Source organism: Acetobacter indonesiensis (assembly GCF_000963945.1).
GTDB classification, from domain to species: Bacteria; Pseudomonadota; Alphaproteobacteria; order Acetobacterales; family Acetobacteraceae; genus Acetobacter; species Acetobacter indonesiensis.
The window spans coordinates 59,699-78,562 of record NZ_BAMW01000082.1; the positions used below are offsets into that span (position 1 = coordinate 59,699).

Consider the following 18,864-nt stretch of genomic DNA (forward strand, 5'->3'; position numbering starts at 1 on the left):
ACTTACTGGAAGTTTCCACCGCCATTATAAAACTGCATGCCAACAGTATGAATTTTGTTGATAAATTCCTGTATTTTTGGATTTTTCTTAAGGTTTTCGGTGTAGATGACGTCTATGTAGATAGGGTCAAGTTCTTCGCTTGTTTTTAATTTGTAAATGACACCCTCTTCAACAGCATTTTTTGAAACACTTTCACAGGAGACAAAGACGCAGTTGAAGCGGACGCCCTGTTCAAGACACATGGCGAGTGAATCAACAACAATAAATGAATTGTGAAAGTCGTAGCTTTTTTTTCCGCTGTGAGTTGTCAGATATTTATGTTTTTTTGTATCAAGTTCTATCGTTTTCATATCCATTATTTCAGAGATTGAGTAAGTTTTTTCACGAGAAATAGATTTATTCTTTGTGGTTGTGTAAAAACCAACTGATGTTTTGGTAATGTTTTTCAAGATCATATTTTCAGCACTTTTGTTGTTTCTGGCAAAACCAACAAAAATGACGTTATCTGTCGGATTATTTCTGGTCAGGGTATCATCACTGAATACCTTAACTCTGACAGCCTTATTTTCTTTCATGAATTCGCTGATGCAGTTGGAAACCCACGCATCAAGGAAAAAATCACTGGTTATTACAGTAATTTCATCAAAGGCATATTCTCCAATTTTTTTCTCATACGATATTATATCTGAGAAAGATTTATTTATATTCTCGTAGTACTTTTCTCCTATTTCAGTCAGGAAAAGTTTATTTCCTATTTTTTTAACTAAAGAAACATTCAGTTTCTTTTCAAGATTACCGATGCTGCGGGAAACAGTAGACGCATAAACGCTCAGTTCCTCTGCCGCACCACTCAGGCTTCCATGTCGGCAAAAGCTCAGAAAGATCTCCCGCTCTGATGGGCTAGAAGAAGATTTATCATTAACAACCAATGTATTAATCCGCCCCATTTTGCGTAAATGCAAATTCATTTTGCAACAGTGCATGTTTTCTTATGAGAAACAACCATCTAGTGTCTGTCAATAGGCAAAGGTTTTATGGATTAACTTGGTATTAACCATTTGATAGTTCCATATTAACTTTTAGTATTTAGTTGCGGTCGCTAAGAAAGGTTTGAGGATATGAATTTGGCATGTGGAGCAGTGTTTTTTTACTTTTGCGATGTTAAATAATGTCTGAATTAATATGGTCTATGGGTAACTTTGTAAGTGCCCAACCTCCATATGACATTCAGGATAGTTCGTTTTTTCGGTCTGTTTTTTTTGTGTTTTTTCTCGTCGCAAGGGGGCACGCGCCTCATGCTTTTCCGGGTGTGCCTGTTTCATTAGCGTCTGATCTGGCTTGTTCGAAAAAGAGATATTCTTCCGGTTTATATTCCAGGCATTTCTTGCTCGATGATTGGCGAAGCGCTGCTTCGTTTTTCAATGAGGCAGCAGGGCAGTTTTCTGCGGTTTTTCTAAAAAATATGTCGAGCATCTCGTTGGGTGTGCAGCAACCGGTGCTCGACATTTACGGGCGATTTTTAGGCCATGCGGAATGTCACGCCTCGCCCGATAAACGCCAAAAAAACTTCCAGTTCGCGCGTAGCGACAGCGTAAGGGGTAACAAATGACAACAAATGTGAGTAGCACTGTTACTGTCAGTTCAGGAGTGACCTCCACAGGTCTGAATGTAACTGGCACTAACGATGTATGGGTTCAGGGTGGCGGCACCCTAACATCCTCAACAATTGGCACAACGGGCCAATTCATTATTCAGGCCAATGGTGTTGCCAAGAATATTACGGTCACTTCAGCGAATATGGCTGAAGATGCTGGTGGCGTTATCTCATCGGTTTATCTTTATGGGTCCGGAAATGGGCAGATTAACGGGACAGCCTATGATCTCGTAAATGCTGCTACAGTTGGCGGTGGTGCGCTTTCGATAAATGCTGGTGCAAATGTCAGCGGCCTTTATCTGAGTGGCGGGGCTATTAATGTTAATAGCGGTGCCACGATTAGTAATTTTGTGATCAGCAATAACAATACGCATTCTGCAGCTTACGCATTTGCCCAAATCTCCGGCGGTGCGTCTGTAAACGGTCTTTCTGTGACAGGCTGGGCGCAGGCTACTGTTTCGCAGGGTGCTACAGTTAGCAATGTTTCTCTGGCTGTCGATGGTGGCTTTGCAGCGACAGTGATTGCTGAATCCGGCGCAACGCTGGTGAATGCAACGGTTGCTTCTGGTACAACCCTAAGTGGTGGTTCAGGCGTAACACTGTCCGGCCTTATTACTGACCGCGGAACTGTATCTGGCGGCACCCTGGCTTCTGGTACAAAGCTGGATGCAAGCACCGGGTCAGCGTCTGATATTACCATTGGAAGCGGAGCGTCTGCCTTCGTCGATAATGGCGGAGATATACGGAATACTGCGGTTCAGAGCGGTGGTCTGCTTCAGGCCGGGCAGGACGGTAGCTACAGTGGGAACACGGTTGTCTCAGCCGGTGGTTCTGTTCTGAACGGCGAAGTCAAAGGCACTTTGGTTCTTTCTAACGGTGCTTCGGCAACGGGTCTGTGGGTTGACGATGGTGGCTTTGTTTCCGCCAATAATGTCGCTCTCTCCGGCATTACGCATGCACGGGCTGGTACGGTTTCCGGCGGCGTCATTAATTCCGGTGCAACCATTGCTGTCGATGGTTCTGGTGTCACAAGCGGCCTTACGGTTAACAGCGGTGGTGTAGAAACTCTTGCTGATCAGGGTGTAAGCGATTCAACAACGCTGAATTCTGGCGCAACGCTGAACGGTAATGGCGGAACCCTCACGGGCACGACCACAGTAAATTCTGGCGCAACGCTTTCTGCGACGTCCTCCACAATCATGTCCGGTTCCGTGAACGACGCCGGTAAGGTTATTGGTGGCACTGTTGTTGCCGGCGCTAACCTGAACGTGCTTGCGACAGGCGTTGCCAGCAACACCATTGCATCCAGTGGTTCTATCTGGGTTTCTGGCGGTAAAGCCTTTGATATTACTGTTACAGGCTCAGGCGCTGGTGGTTCTGCGACAGCCGGTGGCGTTGTAAGCGGGCTGACACTGACGTCTAACGGTCAGTATATTGCAGCGCAGGGCGGCACGGTAAATGGTGGCACTGTTTCTGGGCCTGAGGCCTATCTGTTTGCCTCTTCTGGCGGCACGGTAAACGGTCTCACTGTCTCCAGCAGTGGCCAGATTATTGTTGACTCCGGTTCTGTTGTTACGTCGAACACAGTCGGGAATGGTGGCCATTATTTTGTATTGGGTGGCACGCTTGATAGCAGCACAACCAACGTATTTACGTCTGGTGCTGACATCAAGATTACCTCTAACAGCACTCTTGGCACGCACGGTGCGGTAAACAACTTCACTGTTAATAGTGGTGTTGGTCTGCGTATTCAGGACAGTGCAACGGGTTCAAATGTTACCGTTGGTAACGGTGGCACGGAACGTGTTTTTGATGGTGGCACAACCACCAACGGCACCGTTTTGTCTGGTGGCACGCTGACAGTTTCTGCGAATGGTGCAGCCGTTAGCACGTTGGTTCAGTCCGGTGGGCAGTTGCTTGCTAGTGCAGGTTCTGTTGCTGGTAATACGACGGTCAATTCTGGCGGTCTGCTTTCAGCATCTTCCACGGTTGGTCTGTCCGGCACGATTACGGATAACGGAACGGTATCCGGCGGTATTGTTGTCTCTGGTGCTCAGCTGAATGTTGGTTCTACCGGTGTTGCAGCAAATGTTAACGTTTCCGGTGGCAGTGCTGTTCTGAACGGCGGCAAAGGCTACGGATTGGTTGTGCAGAGCGGTAGCGCAACAATTTGGGCCCAAAGCGGCGCTGTGGTGTCTGGCACACTCGTTACAAATGACGGCAACCTGACTGTTCAGGAAGGCGCTACGGCGTTTGGCACAATCCTGTCTGGTACCAACGTTGTTGTTACCAGCGGCGTGTCCAACGTGCATGAAGGCCTCGTTATCGGTAGCGGTGGCGTAACCCATGATACGGTTCTTGCAAATGTTGGTGCTTTTACCTGGGTTTGCAGTAACGGTGTAGAATACAACACCATCGTAAACTCTGGTGCGACTGACAATCTGGTTGGCGGTAGCTCCTTTGGTACCCAGATTAACTCCGGTGCTTTTCAGGCTGTTCTGTCAGGCAGTGTAGCATCTGGCACGATTGTTTCCTCTGGTGCGACTTTGAACGCGGATAACGGAACGGTTATCGGTTCAACGGTTTACAGCGGTGGCGTCATGTCCATGACTGGCAATTCCAGTGCCAGCGACCTGACTGTTTACGGCAACACATCCGTTACGTCTCTTCCTTCTGACGGCGGCCTGTTTGTTTCCGGCGGCACAGTGACGGATACGACGCTGAAAGGATATGCCGAGGTTCTTGACGGCTCCATCAGCAATACCGTGGTTGCAAGCACCGGTGCGCTTGATCTTGGTCCGATCTGGAACAGTGCTGTTTCCGGGTATAACGGGACGGAATCCGGTTCTAACCTGTTAGCGGTTTCTGGTGGCATTATCTATGTCAACAGCGGCGCGACACTGACCTCTGCTTCAGCGTCTGGTTCCTATACCTTTGGTGATGGTTCTGCTTACTCTGCTGAAATCGCGGTGCGTTCAGGTGGTGATGCCTCTCACCTCAGCTTCGGCAGCGGTGGCTTCCTTGAAATAACCGGTGGCAAACTTGACACTGCTACATTCGCATCTGGTGCCTCTGCGCTGGTTGCTGGTGGTACGCTTTCAAATGCAGTGTTCTCGGCTGGTGCAACGGCAGATGTCTACGCCAACACGCTGAACAACACGGACAAGTTCCTGTCCGGTGCAACGGTAAACGTTCACGGGTCCGAATACACAGGCTCGCCGGTTGATCGTTACAGCTGGGATAAGACATTCCCGGGTGGCGTTGTGTCCGGTATCAGCATCGACTCCGGTGCGACTCTGAATGTTCTCAGCGGCGGTAAATCTATTTCTGCTGTTATCTCCGGCATTGAAAATGTTCTGTCCGGTGGTTCTGCGACAGGGTCCATTGTCAGCGGCACCATGAACATCAGTGGCGGGGCGATTGTTTCCAACACTGTTGTGACCAACGGCGGTGTTGACTACGTGCTGTCTGGTGCAACGGTTACCGGAACCCAGCTTCTGGCAAACGGTCTGGAGCATGTTGCTTCTGGCGGTGTGTCCATTGGCACGGTAGCAACTGGTTCTGGCGCGCATATCTGGACGGACACAGGGGCTGTTACCAGCAATGCTGTTATTTCTGACAGCGCAACGCAGGGTGTAGGCGAAGGGGCAGCTTATAATACGACCGTTAACAGCGGTGGTCGTATGAGCGTGGCATCCAATGCTACCGCAGGGTCTGCTTTCAACACTGTTATTAATAACGGTGGTGATATTGAAATCTCTCAGGGTGCAGTTGTCAGCAACACCACTGTCAATAGCGGCGGTCTGGCCACTGTTTTCGCAAATGCTGTCATTACGGATGTCACTGTTAACAATGGTGGTTCAGCCAACATTGCGCAAAATGGCACTTTGTCCGGCACCATGAAGCTGGCTGATGGCGGTCGTGCAACAATCTGGGCCAATGCTGGCGGCACCATTGTTATGGATGGTAGCACCAACACGGGTCTGGTCGTCAGCGGTCTGGCTTCTGGCGGTACGCTGACGACAACCATCAATGGCTTTAACGGCACGGCTGCGGGTAATTCCGACGGCATTGAAATTGATGGTGTCAAAGCTGCTGACGTTACAAAAGTCGAATACACAGATGCTGACAATGTCAAACTGACGCTGAAGAATGGCGGCATCATCAATATGCACATTCCTGGTGCACAAGCTGCTGGGTATTCCTTGCAGACTGCCAAGGACGGTGACCTGTTGTTTGAAGTCTGCTTCCTTGCTGGCAGCATGATTGCAACGCCGGATGCAGACGTTGCGGTTGAAACCCTGGAAATCGGTGATGTGGTCAAGACGTGGAACTGGCAGAGCCAGAGCGTTGAAAACCGCACCATTGTGTGGGTTGGCAAGAAGCACATGACCGTCAAGGCCGGTGTGGCTGATGACGCTGCCGGTTATCCTGTGCGTGTGCTGAAAAACGCCATTGCTGAAGGTGTGCCTTACAAGGATATGCTGATTACGCCTGAACACAGCCTGTTCTTTGAGAACAAGTTTGTGCCGGTGCGTATGCTGGTGAACGACCGCAGCATTTTCTACGATCGCTCCATCCAGTCTTACGATTACTTCCATGTTGAAACGGAAGATCATTCCGTTATCTGGGCTGACGGTATGATGACCGAAAGCTACCTGGATACAGGCAATCGTTCCACATTCCGTCAGGACGGTGGCGTTGCACGTCTGACGGCTTCAGATAACAAGAAAGCCAAAAACTGGACGGATGATAGCGCAGCAGCCTTAAGCGTAAACCGTGACGTGGTAGAACTGCTTTATCGTCAGATTGATAGTCGGGCCCGTCAGAAGGGTCTGCCAAAATTAACGGCAGAACCCAAACTTGTAACAGATCCAGACCTCCATCTGGTCACAGATAAAGGACAGGTTATTCGTCAAGCACGCTCTGCCGAAGATACCGTTCTGTTCATGATCCCATCTGGGGTGGAAACAGTTTATCTGGCATCCCGCGCCAGCAAGCCGAGCGAAGCAGTTGGTCCATTTGTTGATGACCGACGCCAACTGGGTGTTCTGGTGGGTGCAATTCAGGTCATTGGTGCGGGCAAAGCGCACACAATTGATAGTTACTGCACACAGGAAAACCTTGCTGGGTGGGATGTAAAGGAAGCGACACCCTGCCGCTGGACAAACGGTTACGCAGAATTGCCGTTAGGCAAGGCTCTGTCTGGACGGTTTGGTATGCTGTCAATTCAGATACTGGCTGCCGGGCCATATCTTGAAACCGAAACAGCCCCGAACACCACCCAGAAAACAGCCTGATACTTACCACCCCATTCCTGTAAAACAGGAATGGGGTTCTCTCTGATAAAGAAAAGCCCTTGATGTATTCGCAGACTATTTCTCTACAACCCGGCCAGATCTGGGTGCCCACAGCCAAGCAAGCGTCTCAGCGTAAAATTCTGGGCTGTGTCAATGGTATGGTTTCTTATGCCACTATTGAGTCTGATCAGCCGGAGAACGCTAAAACGCATCCTTACGAGAAGCAGTCTGCTTTTATGGCGTGGATCAAAGACACCCATGCCCATCTGGCAGAGACGCATTCAGCCACAACGTCGCCCGCGTTTGATCTGGCACAGCGTGTGGTGACACTGCGTAAAGCCTTTGGTATGACACAGGAAGATCTGGCAGGCCGTATGGGAATATCACGCTCAGCCATTGCTTTTTTAGAAACTGGGCGCTCCAGCAGTGTGCGCAAGCATATTCCGCAACTGGCAGAAATTTTTCAGGTGCCAGTTGATCTTTTTCTCAGTGGCATGGCGGATAAAGATGTGGTGGAAGTGCTGTCATCAGATGAACAAAACCTGATAACGCTCTACCGTGCATTACCTTCTGAATTTAAGCTGAATGTTCAGAAATATATCGAACGGCAGAACGTTTATCGTTAAAGACCTTCTAGTGAAGCACTTTGTTTGCAAGGGCTTCAATGCCGGGAACAATATCCTGCAAAAGGTCTCCAGCCGGTTGGGGGGTATTGGTCACAACTTTTGTGGTGGCAGAGGCTGCTCTATCTGACTTTGCTTGCGCTAACGTGGTGCGTAAATGGCGCTTCCAGCCATGTTTTCTATGATAATCCAGCGCCCACAGTCCCCCCTGTGCCAGATTTGACAACATTTCTGATGCTGGCAGAGTAGTTTTCAACGCCGGATTTCGGTCTGCCGCAGCACTGAAAGCAGCATGATTAGCCTGCCATCCAATAAGCTGCGCAAGCAGGGCAGGTTTCAGATCCTCCTGACCTGCTGCATAGGCTTTAGCTTGACGGTTAAAGCGATCTGCGACAAAGCTGTCGGGACTGGCACTGTCTGCCGGCGTGTTCAGATCCTGCTCGGTAGCGGTCTGTTTGTGGCGTATCTGTAGAAATTCGTGATTATGAGCATAGTTCTGAACGGGGCTTGTCACACTCAATAAGGTGCGGAGCGCCTGTGTCTCACCGGGGGCGAGGCGGCTTAAGCGCCTGCTTGTGTTGGCACGGCTGTCTAACCCCAGTTGTTCCAGTTTGTCCTGAATAACAGCAAGACGGGGATATAACGTTTCAACCGAACATAGATTGGCAGGCGACCAGAAGCGTTCAGCCAGCGCCGCAGTTCGGGGCCACAAACGGGCATCCAGCATGTCTGGGGTTACAATCTCGGTCCATAAGGCTGCTTCAGCACCCAGAACCAGAGACTTCTGTGTTTCGGTAAGGGGTGTTTTCTGTGCCGTTACGGCGCCACCAATTGTTCCACCCGGACCTGTGGCCTGTGCGGCGGCCTCGGCTTCTGCGCTGTTTTCCACGTTTCCTAAAGGGTCTTGGCTGTAGAGTGTCGTGGCAGGTTGCAGGCGGTCCAGATAATATCCGTCAGACACAATGACAGGATGACCCGCCGCTGTGGCAGAGGCCGTGCGTGCGGCCCCACGCCAGATTTCTACAACCGTATCCTGTGGTATCTCGGCCGCAGTAATTTCATCCCATCCGACAGGTATCTTGTGGTTGTGGGTTAGAGATGCAGCAATGCGGCGTGTAAATTCTGCCTGCATATCAGCAGGTTTTTTGAAATCATGTTCCTGCATGTAAGCCTGGATATGTGGAGACTGGGTCCATTGTTTTGCAACAACTTCATCCCCACCAATATGGAAATAGGCATCAGGAAACAGACTGGCCATTTCTGAGTATAATGAGGTTACAAAGCGATAGGTAGCTGGATTGGTCGGGTCTAATGCGGCCCGATTTTTCTCTGCCCGGTCTTGCATATTAAGGGGCGCTTGGGAGGCATATTGAGGATAGGCCTCCAATAATGCAAAGGTGTGGCCGGGTGTATCAAATTCAGGCACAACGCGTATGCCGCGTGCAGCCGCATAGGTTACAAGAAAACGGATCTGCTTTTGCGTGTAATAGTCGCCGTGCGAGGAAACCGTATGCAACCGTGGGAACCGTTTGCTTTCAACCCGAAAACCTTGCCCGTCTGAAAGATGAAGGTGTAGCACATTCAGTTTCACCAGTTCCATCGCATCAATCTGGCGCAAAAGGGTTGGGATGGGCATGAAATGCCGACTGACGTCGATCATTAACCCACGCCAGCGAAAACGTGGACTATCGTCAATGACAGCATGCGTAAGGACTGCCTCTGTTGCAGTCCGTTCCACCAACTGCACAAGTGTGGACAGGCCGCGCAACACCCCAATGGGACCATCAGCATCAAGTGTTGCGCCGGCCTGCGATACAGTCAGGGCATAATGTTCCTGCATGTTGAGCGATGGGATGCGCGGGGCGGTGTTTGTACTCTGTATCTGAAACGTGAAGTCTGAAGTTTCGGAAGGTAATTCCGTGAATTTTATTGACTTTCCAGAGACTTTTTCCAGGTTTGTGTGGAAACGCTCTACGGCTTCCACCAAAACGGGTGTTTTAACACCAGTCCATTGCACATGAATGGTCGCGGGCAAGACTGTCTGCCCACCATCCGTTTGCAATGATGAAGGGACTGGCATGACAACCGGTTTTTCCGCCCACACAGCTGGAGTGGCACAGATGGCCGTTGATGTAGACAAAGCCAGAAGAGTGGCGCTTGCCAGCAGAACACGGGCAGACTGTAGGGAGCGTAACATCATGGAAAAACCAGTCTTTCTTCAGTTCAGGCAAGAAGTGTCTGAATGTGACGTAATTGCGGGTCATGCAGACAGGCATGGTTCAGGCTGGGGCGGATAGTCAGGCGGCTTGCGGCTTCTTCATCTGCCAGAACAAGACAGTTATTATGAAAATGCAAGGCCGAAGCGCTGATCTGGGCCGTCATGGGGCCTTCAAGCACCTGCCGGAGCATGTCTGCTTTTGCGCTGCCCGAGACAGTTAGCAGAATAGATTTGCTTTCCAGAATAGTGCCAACACCCATGGTCAAAGCACGGGGCGGAACACTGTCCGGGTTGCCGTCAAAAAGCCCCGCATTTTGCTGGCGTGTCTCGGGCGCAAGCGTAACCGCGCGGGAGCGGGAGGCGAGCGAGGAGAGCGGTTCATTAAACCCGATATGGCCGTTTTCGCCCAAACCAAGCAACTGCAAGTCAATCCCTCCAGCTGCTTGAATTGCGGCATCATAGCCCACCCCTTCGTTATGCAGGGATTCCGCCATGCCATTGGGCAGATGCGTGCGTTCAGATGAAAGGCCAACTGGGTGAAAAAGGTGTGTCTGCATGTAAGCATGGTATGACCGCGCATCTGACGCAGGCAGGCCCACATATTCATCCAGATTGAAAGTTGTGCACCCAGACAGGTCAAGCCCGTCTTTCTGGTGCAGTTCTACCAACCGTGCATACACCGCTTCCATTGTGCGTCCGGTCGCCAGCCCCAGAACGGAATCGGGCTTGCGGCGTATCTGTTCCGCCAGCAGGGCGGCTGTCAGACGCGCAAGTTCCTTGCGGTCTTGGCAGAGAAAAACTTTCATGGTCAGGGCTGTTCCTGTGTCAGGGAATAATCAGGCAGTGGGTGCGGTGTCACCGCAGTGTGTCGGCTAGAATGGTGCGAAGGTTGCCTCCATTATTGGCCAGCACCGCACGGCCTTCCTCTGGCGCGTAACCAAAGCACACCAGCACAGCCAGCTTGATGCTGCCTTCGGCTTTTTCAAGTGCGGTAATCGCCTCGGCCGGGGTGCAGCCGGTTAGCTGCTGCACCATGCGGTGGGCGCGTTTGACCAGCTTGGCATTGACAATGCGCATATCAACCATCTGGCCGCGCCACGTATGGCCCAACCGAACCATCAGCGCAGTTGATAGCATGTTTAACGCGACTTTTTGTGCTGTTCCGGCTTTCATGCGGGTTGAGCCCGCAACCACCTCGGGCCCAGTTTCTATCAGCAGCCCCAGTTCAGCATCGCGCAACAGGCGTGTCTCCGGGCTACAGGAAAGGCCAATGGTCAGGCTGCCGACCTGTCTGGCGCAGGTTAGTGCAGCGCAGGTATAGGGGGTGCCGCCGCTGGCGGCCACACCAATCACAACATCATCCGGGCCAGCCTTGTGCTGGGTTATGGCGGCGCGGGCTGCGTCTTCATCATCTTCCGCGCCTTCTACTGGCTGGAACAGGGCCGCATCCCCGCCAGCCAGAAGCAGCACCAGACGGTCTTCCGGCCAGCCATAGGTCGGGATAAGCTCTACGCCATCCTGTAAGCCAATACGGCCCGATGTGCCCGCACCAACATAGAATAACCGGCCGCCGCGTTGCAGCCGGGGCAGGGCAGCGGTAATCGCGGCCTCCATGCCCGGTAGCGCGGCCTTGACGGCAGAAACGGCGCTTAGCTGACTTTCCAGCAGCGCTTCCAGCATGGTTCCAGTAGGCCACACATCCAGTGCTTCATAGCGGGAATCATAGGTTTCCGTTTTGGCGGGACTGCTTGTGGAAGAAGACTGTGTGGTCATGAAATGGGAATCCTGTTGGTCGTCTTGTCAGAATTAATACAGCAGATGCGCCTGACGCAGGGCGCGGAACTGGGTCAGGCCCTGCGCCCAAGAGGCTTCGATAGCCGGAGCATCCGCCCCTTTATCCAGCAGCGCACGGATGGTTGGGGTGCCGCTTAACTGATCAAATGTCTTGCCATTGCCCCGCCAGAAGGCTGAACCAGCCAGACGGCGGCCCGTGCCAAGCAACGCCATACCTGTTGCTATGGGGTCAAAAACGCTTCGGTTGGTGACGGCGCAGTGTAGCCCATGCAGTAATGTTCCCTTGAAGGGGTCAGCCAACGGCGTGAACCAGACATCCCGAAAGGCGGCGCCGGCGCATTGTGCGGCAGTCGCCTGTTCTGCCCAACGGCGCCCATCTACAGTTTCACTCCCCAGATACTGGAACGGCATGGTCGTGCCACGGCCAACTGAAAAACTGGTGCCTTCAAACAGGCATGTGCCGGGATAAACCAACGCTGTTAACGGTGACGGCATATTGGGGCTGGGCGGGCACCACGTCAGGCCGGTGTCATCAAAAAACATGCTGCGCTGCCAGCCTTCCATCCGCACGACATCCAGTGATGCCGCCTTGCCTGCCAGTGCGGGAATAAAGGCGCTATTGAACAAGTTTGCCAGTTCGCCCACCGTCATACCGTGGCGCAGAGCAATTGGCGCACGCCCGACAAAGGAGGCAACGCTTGGGTCTAAGACTGGCCCCGTGGCCTGCGTGCCTGAAATGGGGTTGGGGCGATCAAGCACCAGCAGCGGCAGTCCAAGCTGGGCGCAGGCCGCCATGCAGTCAAACAATGTCCAGATATACGTGTAAAAGCGCGAGCCCGTATCCTGAACATCAAACAGAAGCAGGGTAATGCCTGATTTTTTCAGGATGGCTTTCAGGCGGTCACCACTTTTGGCGTAAATATCATATACGGTGCAGCCGGTTTGTGGATCCTGCATTTCGGGTTCTGAAAACCCTTCCCGCATGGAGCCCCGAAACCCATGTTCAGGCCCAAAAATAGCCTGAAGCTGCACGGTAGGGGCCTGATGCAGGCAATCCACAATTGAACGAAGGGTGATGTCCACACTCGCAACGTTGGCAATAACGCCAACCTTGTGGCCTTTCAGCGGGGCGTAGCCACTGTCACGGAGTCTTTCAAACCCCGTTTTGACCGGAGAAAGAGCGGCTTTCTGGTTTTTGGTATGATCGAGTGCCGCTGCATGCGCGCGACCAGAAAAAGCCACCCCACCCAGCATGAGAGCAGTTTTGCCAATATGGGATGCCAGAGTGCGGCGGCTGAAATGGGTCATGCGTTTGGCTTTCTGGCCAGACTGGAAACAAGCATACGCACCACGCGCAGGGTGGCGGCAAAAACAAACAGCAGCATCATGCCCAGCAGCACCAGCCAGGGAAACGCCACCGCGTGGCCCCCGGGGTGTAAGGTGATCATCACGATCAGCATTAACGGCACGGTCAGGCAGAAAGCGGGCAAAAGTTCAGCGGACGTCGCCTTCGGAAGGGCCATACCGACCAGAAAGGTGCCCAGCATGGGGCCATAGCTACAGGCCGCGATGGAAAGCCCCAGCAGCACGGCAGACTGGCTTCCCTGCTCAAACAGCAGCGAACACCCTACAAGGATTGCCCCCCAGATTATGGTAATCCCGCGGGCCAGTGTTAGTGGACGCAGGCTGAATATGTGTTCCAGTCTGGCGCAGAAAGCGGGAAAGTCCCCAACTGTCGCGGCTGTCATGGCCGAGAGGGTGGATGAAAGTGACCCCATGGTCGCAGCCAGAATGGCCGCCACCAGTAAGCCACGCAGGCCGGACGGCAGACCATGCACAATATAGTCGGGGAACAGCGCATCAGGCGAGGATAGACCTGTTGCCGCGAGCGAGACCTGACCATGGTGCAGCCACAGTAAAACCCCAACGCCGGACAGGAGGAAAAACAGCGCGGCAACCCCGACAGCGCTTCCCATAAGGGCCAGTCGGGCTTCTTTCAGGCTGCGGGCGGCCAGCACACGCTGCACCATGAGCTGATCCGTGCCGTGGGAGGCTAACGTCATTAACGCGCCCCCGCCAACAGCGGCAAGCGGCGTAAAAGCACTGCTGAACGGGGCGGAGATATGCGCAAAAAGGGCAAATTTACCCGCCTGGTGAAGAATGTGCATAGCGCCCACAGGTGCATCCTGCATCAGCAGAATGGCGCAGAGGGCGGCCCCGCCCAGATACAGGCAAAACTGAATGGCGTCTGACCACACAACGGCCCGTAGGCCTCCGCACAATGTATAAAATAGCGTGATACCCACAATGACAACAAGCAGGGCTGTGTGCGGTATGGTCAGATGCGCCGCTGCCAGCATTGCGGTCAGGGGAAGCATGCCGGCAAACAGCCTGACGGCTTCTGCCAGAACGCGTGTGCCCAGAAAGGTGGCAGATGCGGCCCGTTGCATACGGCCGCCAAACCGTTGGCCCAGATAGTCATAGGCGCTCAACATGCGCCCGGAACAATAAAGAGGCAGGAATTTCCAGGCGACGATGGAACGGCCCAGCAGATAACCCAGAGCCAGCCCCACAAAGACCATGCCACTACCGAAGGCGATACCCGGAACACTGATAACCGTCAGGGTCGATGTTTCAGTGGCCACCATGGAAAGGCACAACGCCCACCACGGCAGGTCATGCCCGCCTTCGAGATACGCGGTGGTGGAGGACTGACGCCCCGAAAGAGCGACGGCCAGCAAAGGCATGCCTGCCAGATAGGCCAGCATGACAGCCAGATCGAGCACGGTCATGGATGGCAGGTCTTCACAGCAGTCTCTCCTTTAACGGCAGCGCTGATTATGCGGACAAGAGGCCGGAGGGACAACCGGGCCAGAACCATTGCATGTGTCAATTTTGTTGTGGCATGTTAACGTCCTGTTATCACAGGGCAGCGGCTTTTTGGCGTAGGCCGTGCTGAAGTCTGCATCGTTGCCGACACCGCGCTAACGGTGCGCAGGGTCTGAAACAGTGTGAAGCGGGAAGGATAAAACGCCAGTCATGCGTTTGCGTCAGATCGAAGTGTTCTATGCGATCATGTCCACGGGTTCCCTGCGGCGTGCGGCTGAAGTGCTGCATGTTTCCCAGCCTGCGGCCAGCAAGGTCTTGCGTTATGCGGAGCAATCGCTTGGTTTCGCGTTGTTTGAACGGACAGGCGGGCGTTTGGTGCCAACGCGTGAAGCCCGTATCATGCTGCCACACGTCAACACCATTTTCGGGAAAATATCTGACCTGAAACGGCTGACGGAAAATCTGCGCTATGCGCGGGATGGCCACGCCATCAATATTGGGTGTGTCCCAAGTCTGGGCTTAAGCCTGGTACCCCGCGTTATTCAGAAATATCATGCGGCGCACCCCGGTAATGAACTGACTATTGATACATTACATGGTACGGAAATTGTCTCCCGCATTCTCAATCATGAACTTGATCTGGGGATTGTCTTCGGGTCTTACGAAAAGCAGGGTCTGACGGCCTGTCATATTGCCGATATTCCGTTGGTCATGATTGACCAGAAAAACACAAAAAGCCCCATGGCGTTAGAGGACATAGACCCCGCCCGTTATATAGGGTTGAGTGAAAATGACCCGACCGCCTGCCTGCTTGATATGGCGTGGGAGGAGGCAGGTTTAGCTGCTGTGCCGGGTGTGAGGGTACGGACCCATTATATGGCGGCCGAACTGGTGCGCCTTGGCGGCGGGTGCGCCATTGTTGATGGCCTGACAGCCCTGCATCACCCAGGTTTGCCCAAGCCGCTTTTGCTTAAGCCCTCATTGGGGATGGCCTGCACTGTGCTGTTCCGGGCGGATTATGCTTTGTCACGTATTTCGCAGGATATTCTGGGGCTGCTGAAGGAAGAAATTAAGGAAGACCTGGCAGCGCTACCGGAAAACTGATGCATAAATGTAACGCTAGAACCTCTTTTTGTGGAACAATCTTATCGTTTAGAGCGGTCATAAAGTAACGATTTTGTAAGAAGCGGGATTTGGCTACGCTATCGCAGGCGCGATATAACAAACCCCAGAGACACCGTAAACGATGCCGCAATTCTATTTTTAAAACTATTTTTAAGAGATTTTTCAAATAGTCGATTTTGTGTTTTGTCTGGCAAGCACTGAAAACCGAGTATCTAAGATTGTCAGCGTGTCGCGCACACCAACGATACGCATAACTTAAGGTTAACACATGCAAATGGTTTTGAAATCGACACAAAAACGTCGTTTCTGCACATTAATTCAATAAGCGAATAAAAGTGCTGAACCCGACACGATGTAGGAAGAAACCTGATGATGACCTATGCAAAAAAGCGAAGTTTCTTGTTTTTCTTCGTGGCACTTTCATCAGGTACCGTCGTGCCATTTATGGATGCGGCGCATGCTGAACCGATTGCCGATGCACAGGCCACGAAAGCAAAAAACAAGCAGACCAAGGCAGAGGCAAAAGCAGCAGCCAAAAAGACGGCCAACAACGAGGTCGTAACCGTTACAGGCAGCCGTATTGCCAACCCCCATGCAAAATCTCCCACGCCCGTCAGCACCCTGACGCAAAGGGATATTGCCAACCAGTCCCCCACAAACAATCTGGCAGATCTGGTAAACCAGTTGCCACAGTTTGCTGGTAGCCAGACGCCCCAAAACTCTCGTCTGGCGTTGAGTACGGGGTCTGCTGGTATCAATGCCCTTAACCTGCGTAATCTTGGGGCAGTCAGGTCTCTGGTCCTTCTTGATGGCCGTCGCACTGCACCGTCCACTATCACCGGGCTGGTAGATATCAACACCCTGCCGCAGCAGCTTGTAAAACGTGTTGACGTTGTTACCGGTGGTGCATCTGCCCAGTATGGGTCAGACGCGGTGGCTGGTGTAACCAACTTTGTGCTCGATAAAACTTACACTGGCCTGAAGGTTAATGCGGACTCCGGTATTTCTACGTATGGTGACGGCGTTAATTACTCTACGGCCATAGCGGGTGGTTTTGGTTTCGCGCATAACAAAGGGCATGTTCTGCTAAGCGGTGATTACGCCCATGAAGATGGTATTTACAGCGTAACCCGTAAATGGAACGAAAACGGCAACAGAATTATTCGAAATCCTGATTATACGACCTCAAATGGCCAGCCTTATTACATTGTGCGCGGTCCGGGTGGCACCAATAATGCGCTTCCGGGTGGTATCATCAATTCGTCAACCGGGTCTGTCGCAAATTCGTTGAAAGGAATTTATTTCGGGCAGGGTGGCAGCGTCAACCAGTACAATTACGGCTCTCTATCGACCACCACAACTTCTATTGGTGGTGACTACAAGTTGGCGGATAACGGTAGAAATATTGGTCTTTCGCCCGGCAGTGACCGAAAAAACCTTTACGGCCGCTTAAGCTATGACGTTGCCTCCTGGATGACGCTGTATGCGGAAGGTGCCTATAATCAGAGCGAGTATATTTACAACGCCGGCCCGCAATATCTGTCCGCCATCAAGCTGACCAGTGATAACGCCTATCTGGTGGATGCGCTGGGTGCCGATGCCCTGAAAAATGTCTCGTCAGTTTCTGTTGGCACCACGGCCAGTGATATGCCCTACAGAAAAATTGATAACCGACGCAATGTGCAGCGGTACACGTTTGGGGGAGAAGGTAACTTCCAGATGTTCGGCAAACGGGCATCATGGAGTGCGTATGCGCAATATAGCGCTACCCGAACGCACGAGCAGATTTATAACGTGATGAATACGTCAAAGATCAGCAAAGCAACGGATGCTGTTCGCAATTCATCAGGGAATATTGTCTGCCGGTCTTCCCTGACTGATCCGGGGAACGGTTGCTCACCTATCAACTGGCTGGGCACGGGCGTAATGTCTTCAGACTCTATCGATTACGTTCTGGGTAATCCCTATCGTGACCAGAAGTTCGAAGAAATCGTTTCCGGCGTTAACCTGTCCATGACACCATTTGCCACATGGGCAGGGGATGTCAGCGTTGCGGTAGGCGGTGAGTACAGAGACGAACGGGCAAGCGGATATGTGCCTACAGACTATCAGTCTGGTTGGTCAGTCGGGAATTTCCGGGCAACAAACGGCGGGTATAACGTTAAAGAAGCCTATATTGAAACGGAAGTACCACTGGCAAAAGGACTTGCCTTCAACGGTGCGGCCCGTGCGACAGATTATTCTACGTCCGGTTACGTGACGACATGGAAAGTCGGCGGTACATGGCAGCCGATCAAAGATATCCTGTTCCGTGCCACTCAGTCCCGCGATGTGCGTGCGCCAAACATCAATGAACTGTATCAGGGCGGCACATCCCGTACAACATCTGTTCTCAACCCATGGAACGGGGAGACCGATACCGTACTGGAAATGACAACCGGCAATGCAAAACTGAAGCCTGAAAAAGCCAATTCAACAGTTGTTGGGTCCGTCATTACGCCACGCTTTATTCCTGGTTTTTCGATTTCTGTAGACTGGTTCCACATCAAGCTTGATGACGCTATCCAGCAGTTTTATTCGCAGGACATTGTTAACCAATGCTATGAAGGAAAGCAGAGCTTTTGTTCCGCTGTGGGGAAAGACCCAACCGGAACCAGAGACCTTTACATTCAGGCAAGCCCTTTCAACTTTAGTAAGATCACGACCAGCGGCATTGATATTGATGCCTCTTACGTGCTGCCCATGCGCCATATTCTTCCCAAGGTTGGCGGCACGCTGATTGTTCATGGTCAGGCCAGTAATTACCTGAAATATGTTGCTGACTCTGGCCTTAGCCCCGCCATCAATACTGCGGGTGATATTACAAGCGGGCCGCCAAAATGGATTTATCGTTTCTCTGCAACCTATAGCCTGCCCAACTTCAGTGTAACGGCCATTGCTCGTGGTATTAGTGCTGGTAACTATTCAAACAGCTATGTGCAGTGCACGTCAGGTTGCCCTGCTTACAACGCTTACTTCCCGACGATTGATCGGAACAAGGTAAAAGGTACCTTCTATTTTGATATGAACTTTACCTACAAGTTCAAGTATCAGGATGTCGGCAATTTCCAGGTGTTCCTGAACGTGACAAATCTTGCGAATTCAAAGCCAGTCCTTGTGCCGGAAAGTGGTCTTGCTGCCGACAGCACTTACAGCAGCTTGCTCGGCCGCACGTTCCGGGGTGGTATCCGCTTTGAACTGTAATATCTGACGGTACGTTTCTATCCAGGGGGTGTGCTCTATCAGGGCATGCCCCTAAGTGGTTTTTTATGGTTTTAGGAA

Annotated in this window: 11 protein-coding genes; 4 read left to right on the forward strand and 7 right to left on the reverse strand. The window is 52.2% G+C overall.

Translation table 11 applies throughout. The features are described 5' to 3' along the window. Nucleotides 1-2: 2 nt before the first annotated feature. Both Abin_RS14660 and Abin_RS14665 read right to left on the reverse strand, forming a co-directional pair. Nucleotides 3-968 carry a LysR family transcriptional regulator gene (locus Abin_RS14660; RefSeq protein ID WP_048848254.1) on the reverse strand — a complete coding sequence of 322 codons (966 nt, stop codon included), beginning with the start codon at nt 966-968 and terminating at the stop codon, nt 3-5. A 325-nt stretch (nt 969-1,293) separates the two neighbouring features. After that, complete coding sequence (locus tag Abin_RS14665) at nt 1,294-1,473, reverse strand: hypothetical protein (protein ID WP_148315673.1); 180 nt, start codon at nt 1,471-1,473, stop codon at nt 1,294-1,296. Between the two features lie 132 nt (nt 1,474-1,605). Here Abin_RS14665 and Abin_RS14670 point away from each other — a divergent pair, with 132 nt between their 5' ends. Both Abin_RS14670 and Abin_RS14675 read left to right on the forward strand, forming a co-directional pair. Then, the gene (locus Abin_RS14670; protein ID WP_146867681.1) at nt 1,606-6,954 is read left to right on the forward strand and encodes a Hint domain-containing protein; all 5,349 of its coding nucleotides are present in this window, start codon (nt 1,606-1,608) and stop codon (nt 6,952-6,954) included. A 62-nt stretch (nt 6,955-7,016) separates the two neighbouring features. Beyond that, a complete protein-coding gene (locus Abin_RS14675) occupies nt 7,017-7,580 on the forward strand; it encodes a helix-turn-helix domain-containing protein (protein ID WP_255319349.1) in 564 nt (187 codons plus the stop codon). Between the two features lie 7 nt (nt 7,581-7,587). Here the strand turns inward: Abin_RS14675 and Abin_RS14680 are convergent, their stop codons facing one another. Genes Abin_RS14680 through Abin_RS14700 form a run of 5 tightly spaced genes read right to left on the reverse strand, consistent with a single transcriptional unit; the run spans nt 7,588 to nt 14,381 of the window. Continuing rightward, a complete protein-coding gene (locus Abin_RS14680; protein ID WP_052948251.1) occupies nt 7,588-9,777 on the reverse strand; it encodes a beta-N-acetylhexosaminidase in 2,190 nt (729 codons plus the stop codon). 23 nt (nt 9,778-9,800) lie between these two features. Then, complete coding sequence (nagB, locus tag Abin_RS14685; RefSeq protein ID WP_048848258.1) at nt 9,801-10,601, reverse strand: glucosamine-6-phosphate deaminase; 801 nt, start codon at nt 10,599-10,601, stop codon at nt 9,801-9,803. 49 nt (nt 10,602-10,650) lie between these two features. Beyond that, on the reverse strand, nt 10,651-11,568 hold the full coding sequence (locus tag Abin_RS14690; protein ID WP_048848260.1) for an N-acetylmuramic acid 6-phosphate etherase: 918 nt from the start codon (nt 11,566-11,568) through the stop codon (nt 10,651-10,653). A 33-nt stretch (nt 11,569-11,601) separates the two neighbouring features. Beyond that, nucleotides 11,602-12,897, reverse strand: coding sequence for an exo-beta-N-acetylmuramidase NamZ family protein (locus Abin_RS14695; protein WP_084593687.1), 1,296 nt, complete (start codon nt 12,895-12,897; stop codon nt 11,602-11,604). Then, nucleotides 12,894-14,381: a sodium:solute symporter gene (locus Abin_RS14700; RefSeq protein WP_048848264.1), complete on the reverse strand. Its 1,488-nt coding sequence runs from the start codon at nt 14,379-14,381 to the stop codon at nt 12,894-12,896. Before Abin_RS14700 ends, Abin_RS14695 begins: the two co-directional genes overlap by 4 nt. A 247-nt stretch (nt 14,382-14,628) precedes the next feature. On the opposite strand from Abin_RS14700, the gene Abin_RS14705 reads away from it, so the two are divergent. Together Abin_RS14705 and Abin_RS14710 are read left to right on the forward strand one after the other, a co-directional pair. Next, nucleotides 14,629-15,522: a LysR family transcriptional regulator gene (locus Abin_RS14705; RefSeq protein ID WP_048848266.1), complete on the forward strand. Its 894-nt coding sequence runs from the start codon at nt 14,629-14,631 to the stop codon at nt 15,520-15,522. Nucleotides 15,523-15,912: 390 nt separating this feature from the next. Next, complete coding sequence (locus Abin_RS14710) at nt 15,913-18,786, forward strand: TonB-dependent receptor plug domain-containing protein (RefSeq protein WP_048848268.1); 2,874 nt, start codon at nt 15,913-15,915, stop codon at nt 18,784-18,786. Nucleotides 18,787-18,864 lie beyond the last annotated feature (78 nt).

What these genes read in the sequence shown, in the direction of transcription:
- Abin_RS14660 (WP_048848254.1), bottom strand. Translation starts at nt 968, where the DNA reads ATGAATTTGCATTTACGCAAAATGGGGCGGATTAATACATTGGTTGTT.
- Abin_RS14665 (WP_148315673.1), bottom strand. Translation starts at nt 1,473, where the DNA reads ATGCTCGACATATTTTTTAGAAAAACCGCAGAAAACTGCCCTGCTGCC.
- Abin_RS14670 (WP_146867681.1), top strand. Translation starts at nt 1,606, where the DNA reads ATGACAACAAATGTGAGTAGCACTGTTACTGTCAGTTCAGGAGTGACC.
- Abin_RS14675 (WP_255319349.1), top strand. Translation starts at nt 7,017, where the DNA reads ATGTATTCGCAGACTATTTCTCTACAACCCGGCCAGATCTGGGTGCCC.
- Abin_RS14680 (WP_052948251.1), bottom strand. Translation starts at nt 9,777, where the DNA reads ATGATGTTACGCTCCCTACAGTCTGCCCGTGTTCTGCTGGCAAGCGCC.
- nagB (WP_048848258.1), bottom strand. Translation starts at nt 10,601, where the DNA reads ATGAAAGTTTTTCTCTGCCAAGACCGCAAGGAACTTGCGCGTCTGACA.
- Abin_RS14690 (WP_048848260.1), bottom strand. Translation starts at nt 11,568, where the DNA reads ATGACCACACAGTCTTCTTCCACAAGCAGTCCCGCCAAAACGGAAACC.
- Abin_RS14695 (WP_084593687.1), bottom strand. Translation starts at nt 12,897, where the DNA reads ATGACCCATTTCAGCCGCCGCACTCTGGCATCCCATATTGGCAAAACT.
- Abin_RS14700 (WP_048848264.1), bottom strand. Translation starts at nt 14,381, where the DNA reads ATGACCGTGCTCGATCTGGCTGTCATGCTGGCCTATCTGGCAGGCATG.
- Abin_RS14705 (WP_048848266.1), top strand. Translation starts at nt 14,629, where the DNA reads ATGCGTTTGCGTCAGATCGAAGTGTTCTATGCGATCATGTCCACGGGT.
- Abin_RS14710 (WP_048848268.1), top strand. Translation starts at nt 15,913, where the DNA reads ATGATGACCTATGCAAAAAAGCGAAGTTTCTTGTTTTTCTTCGTGGCA.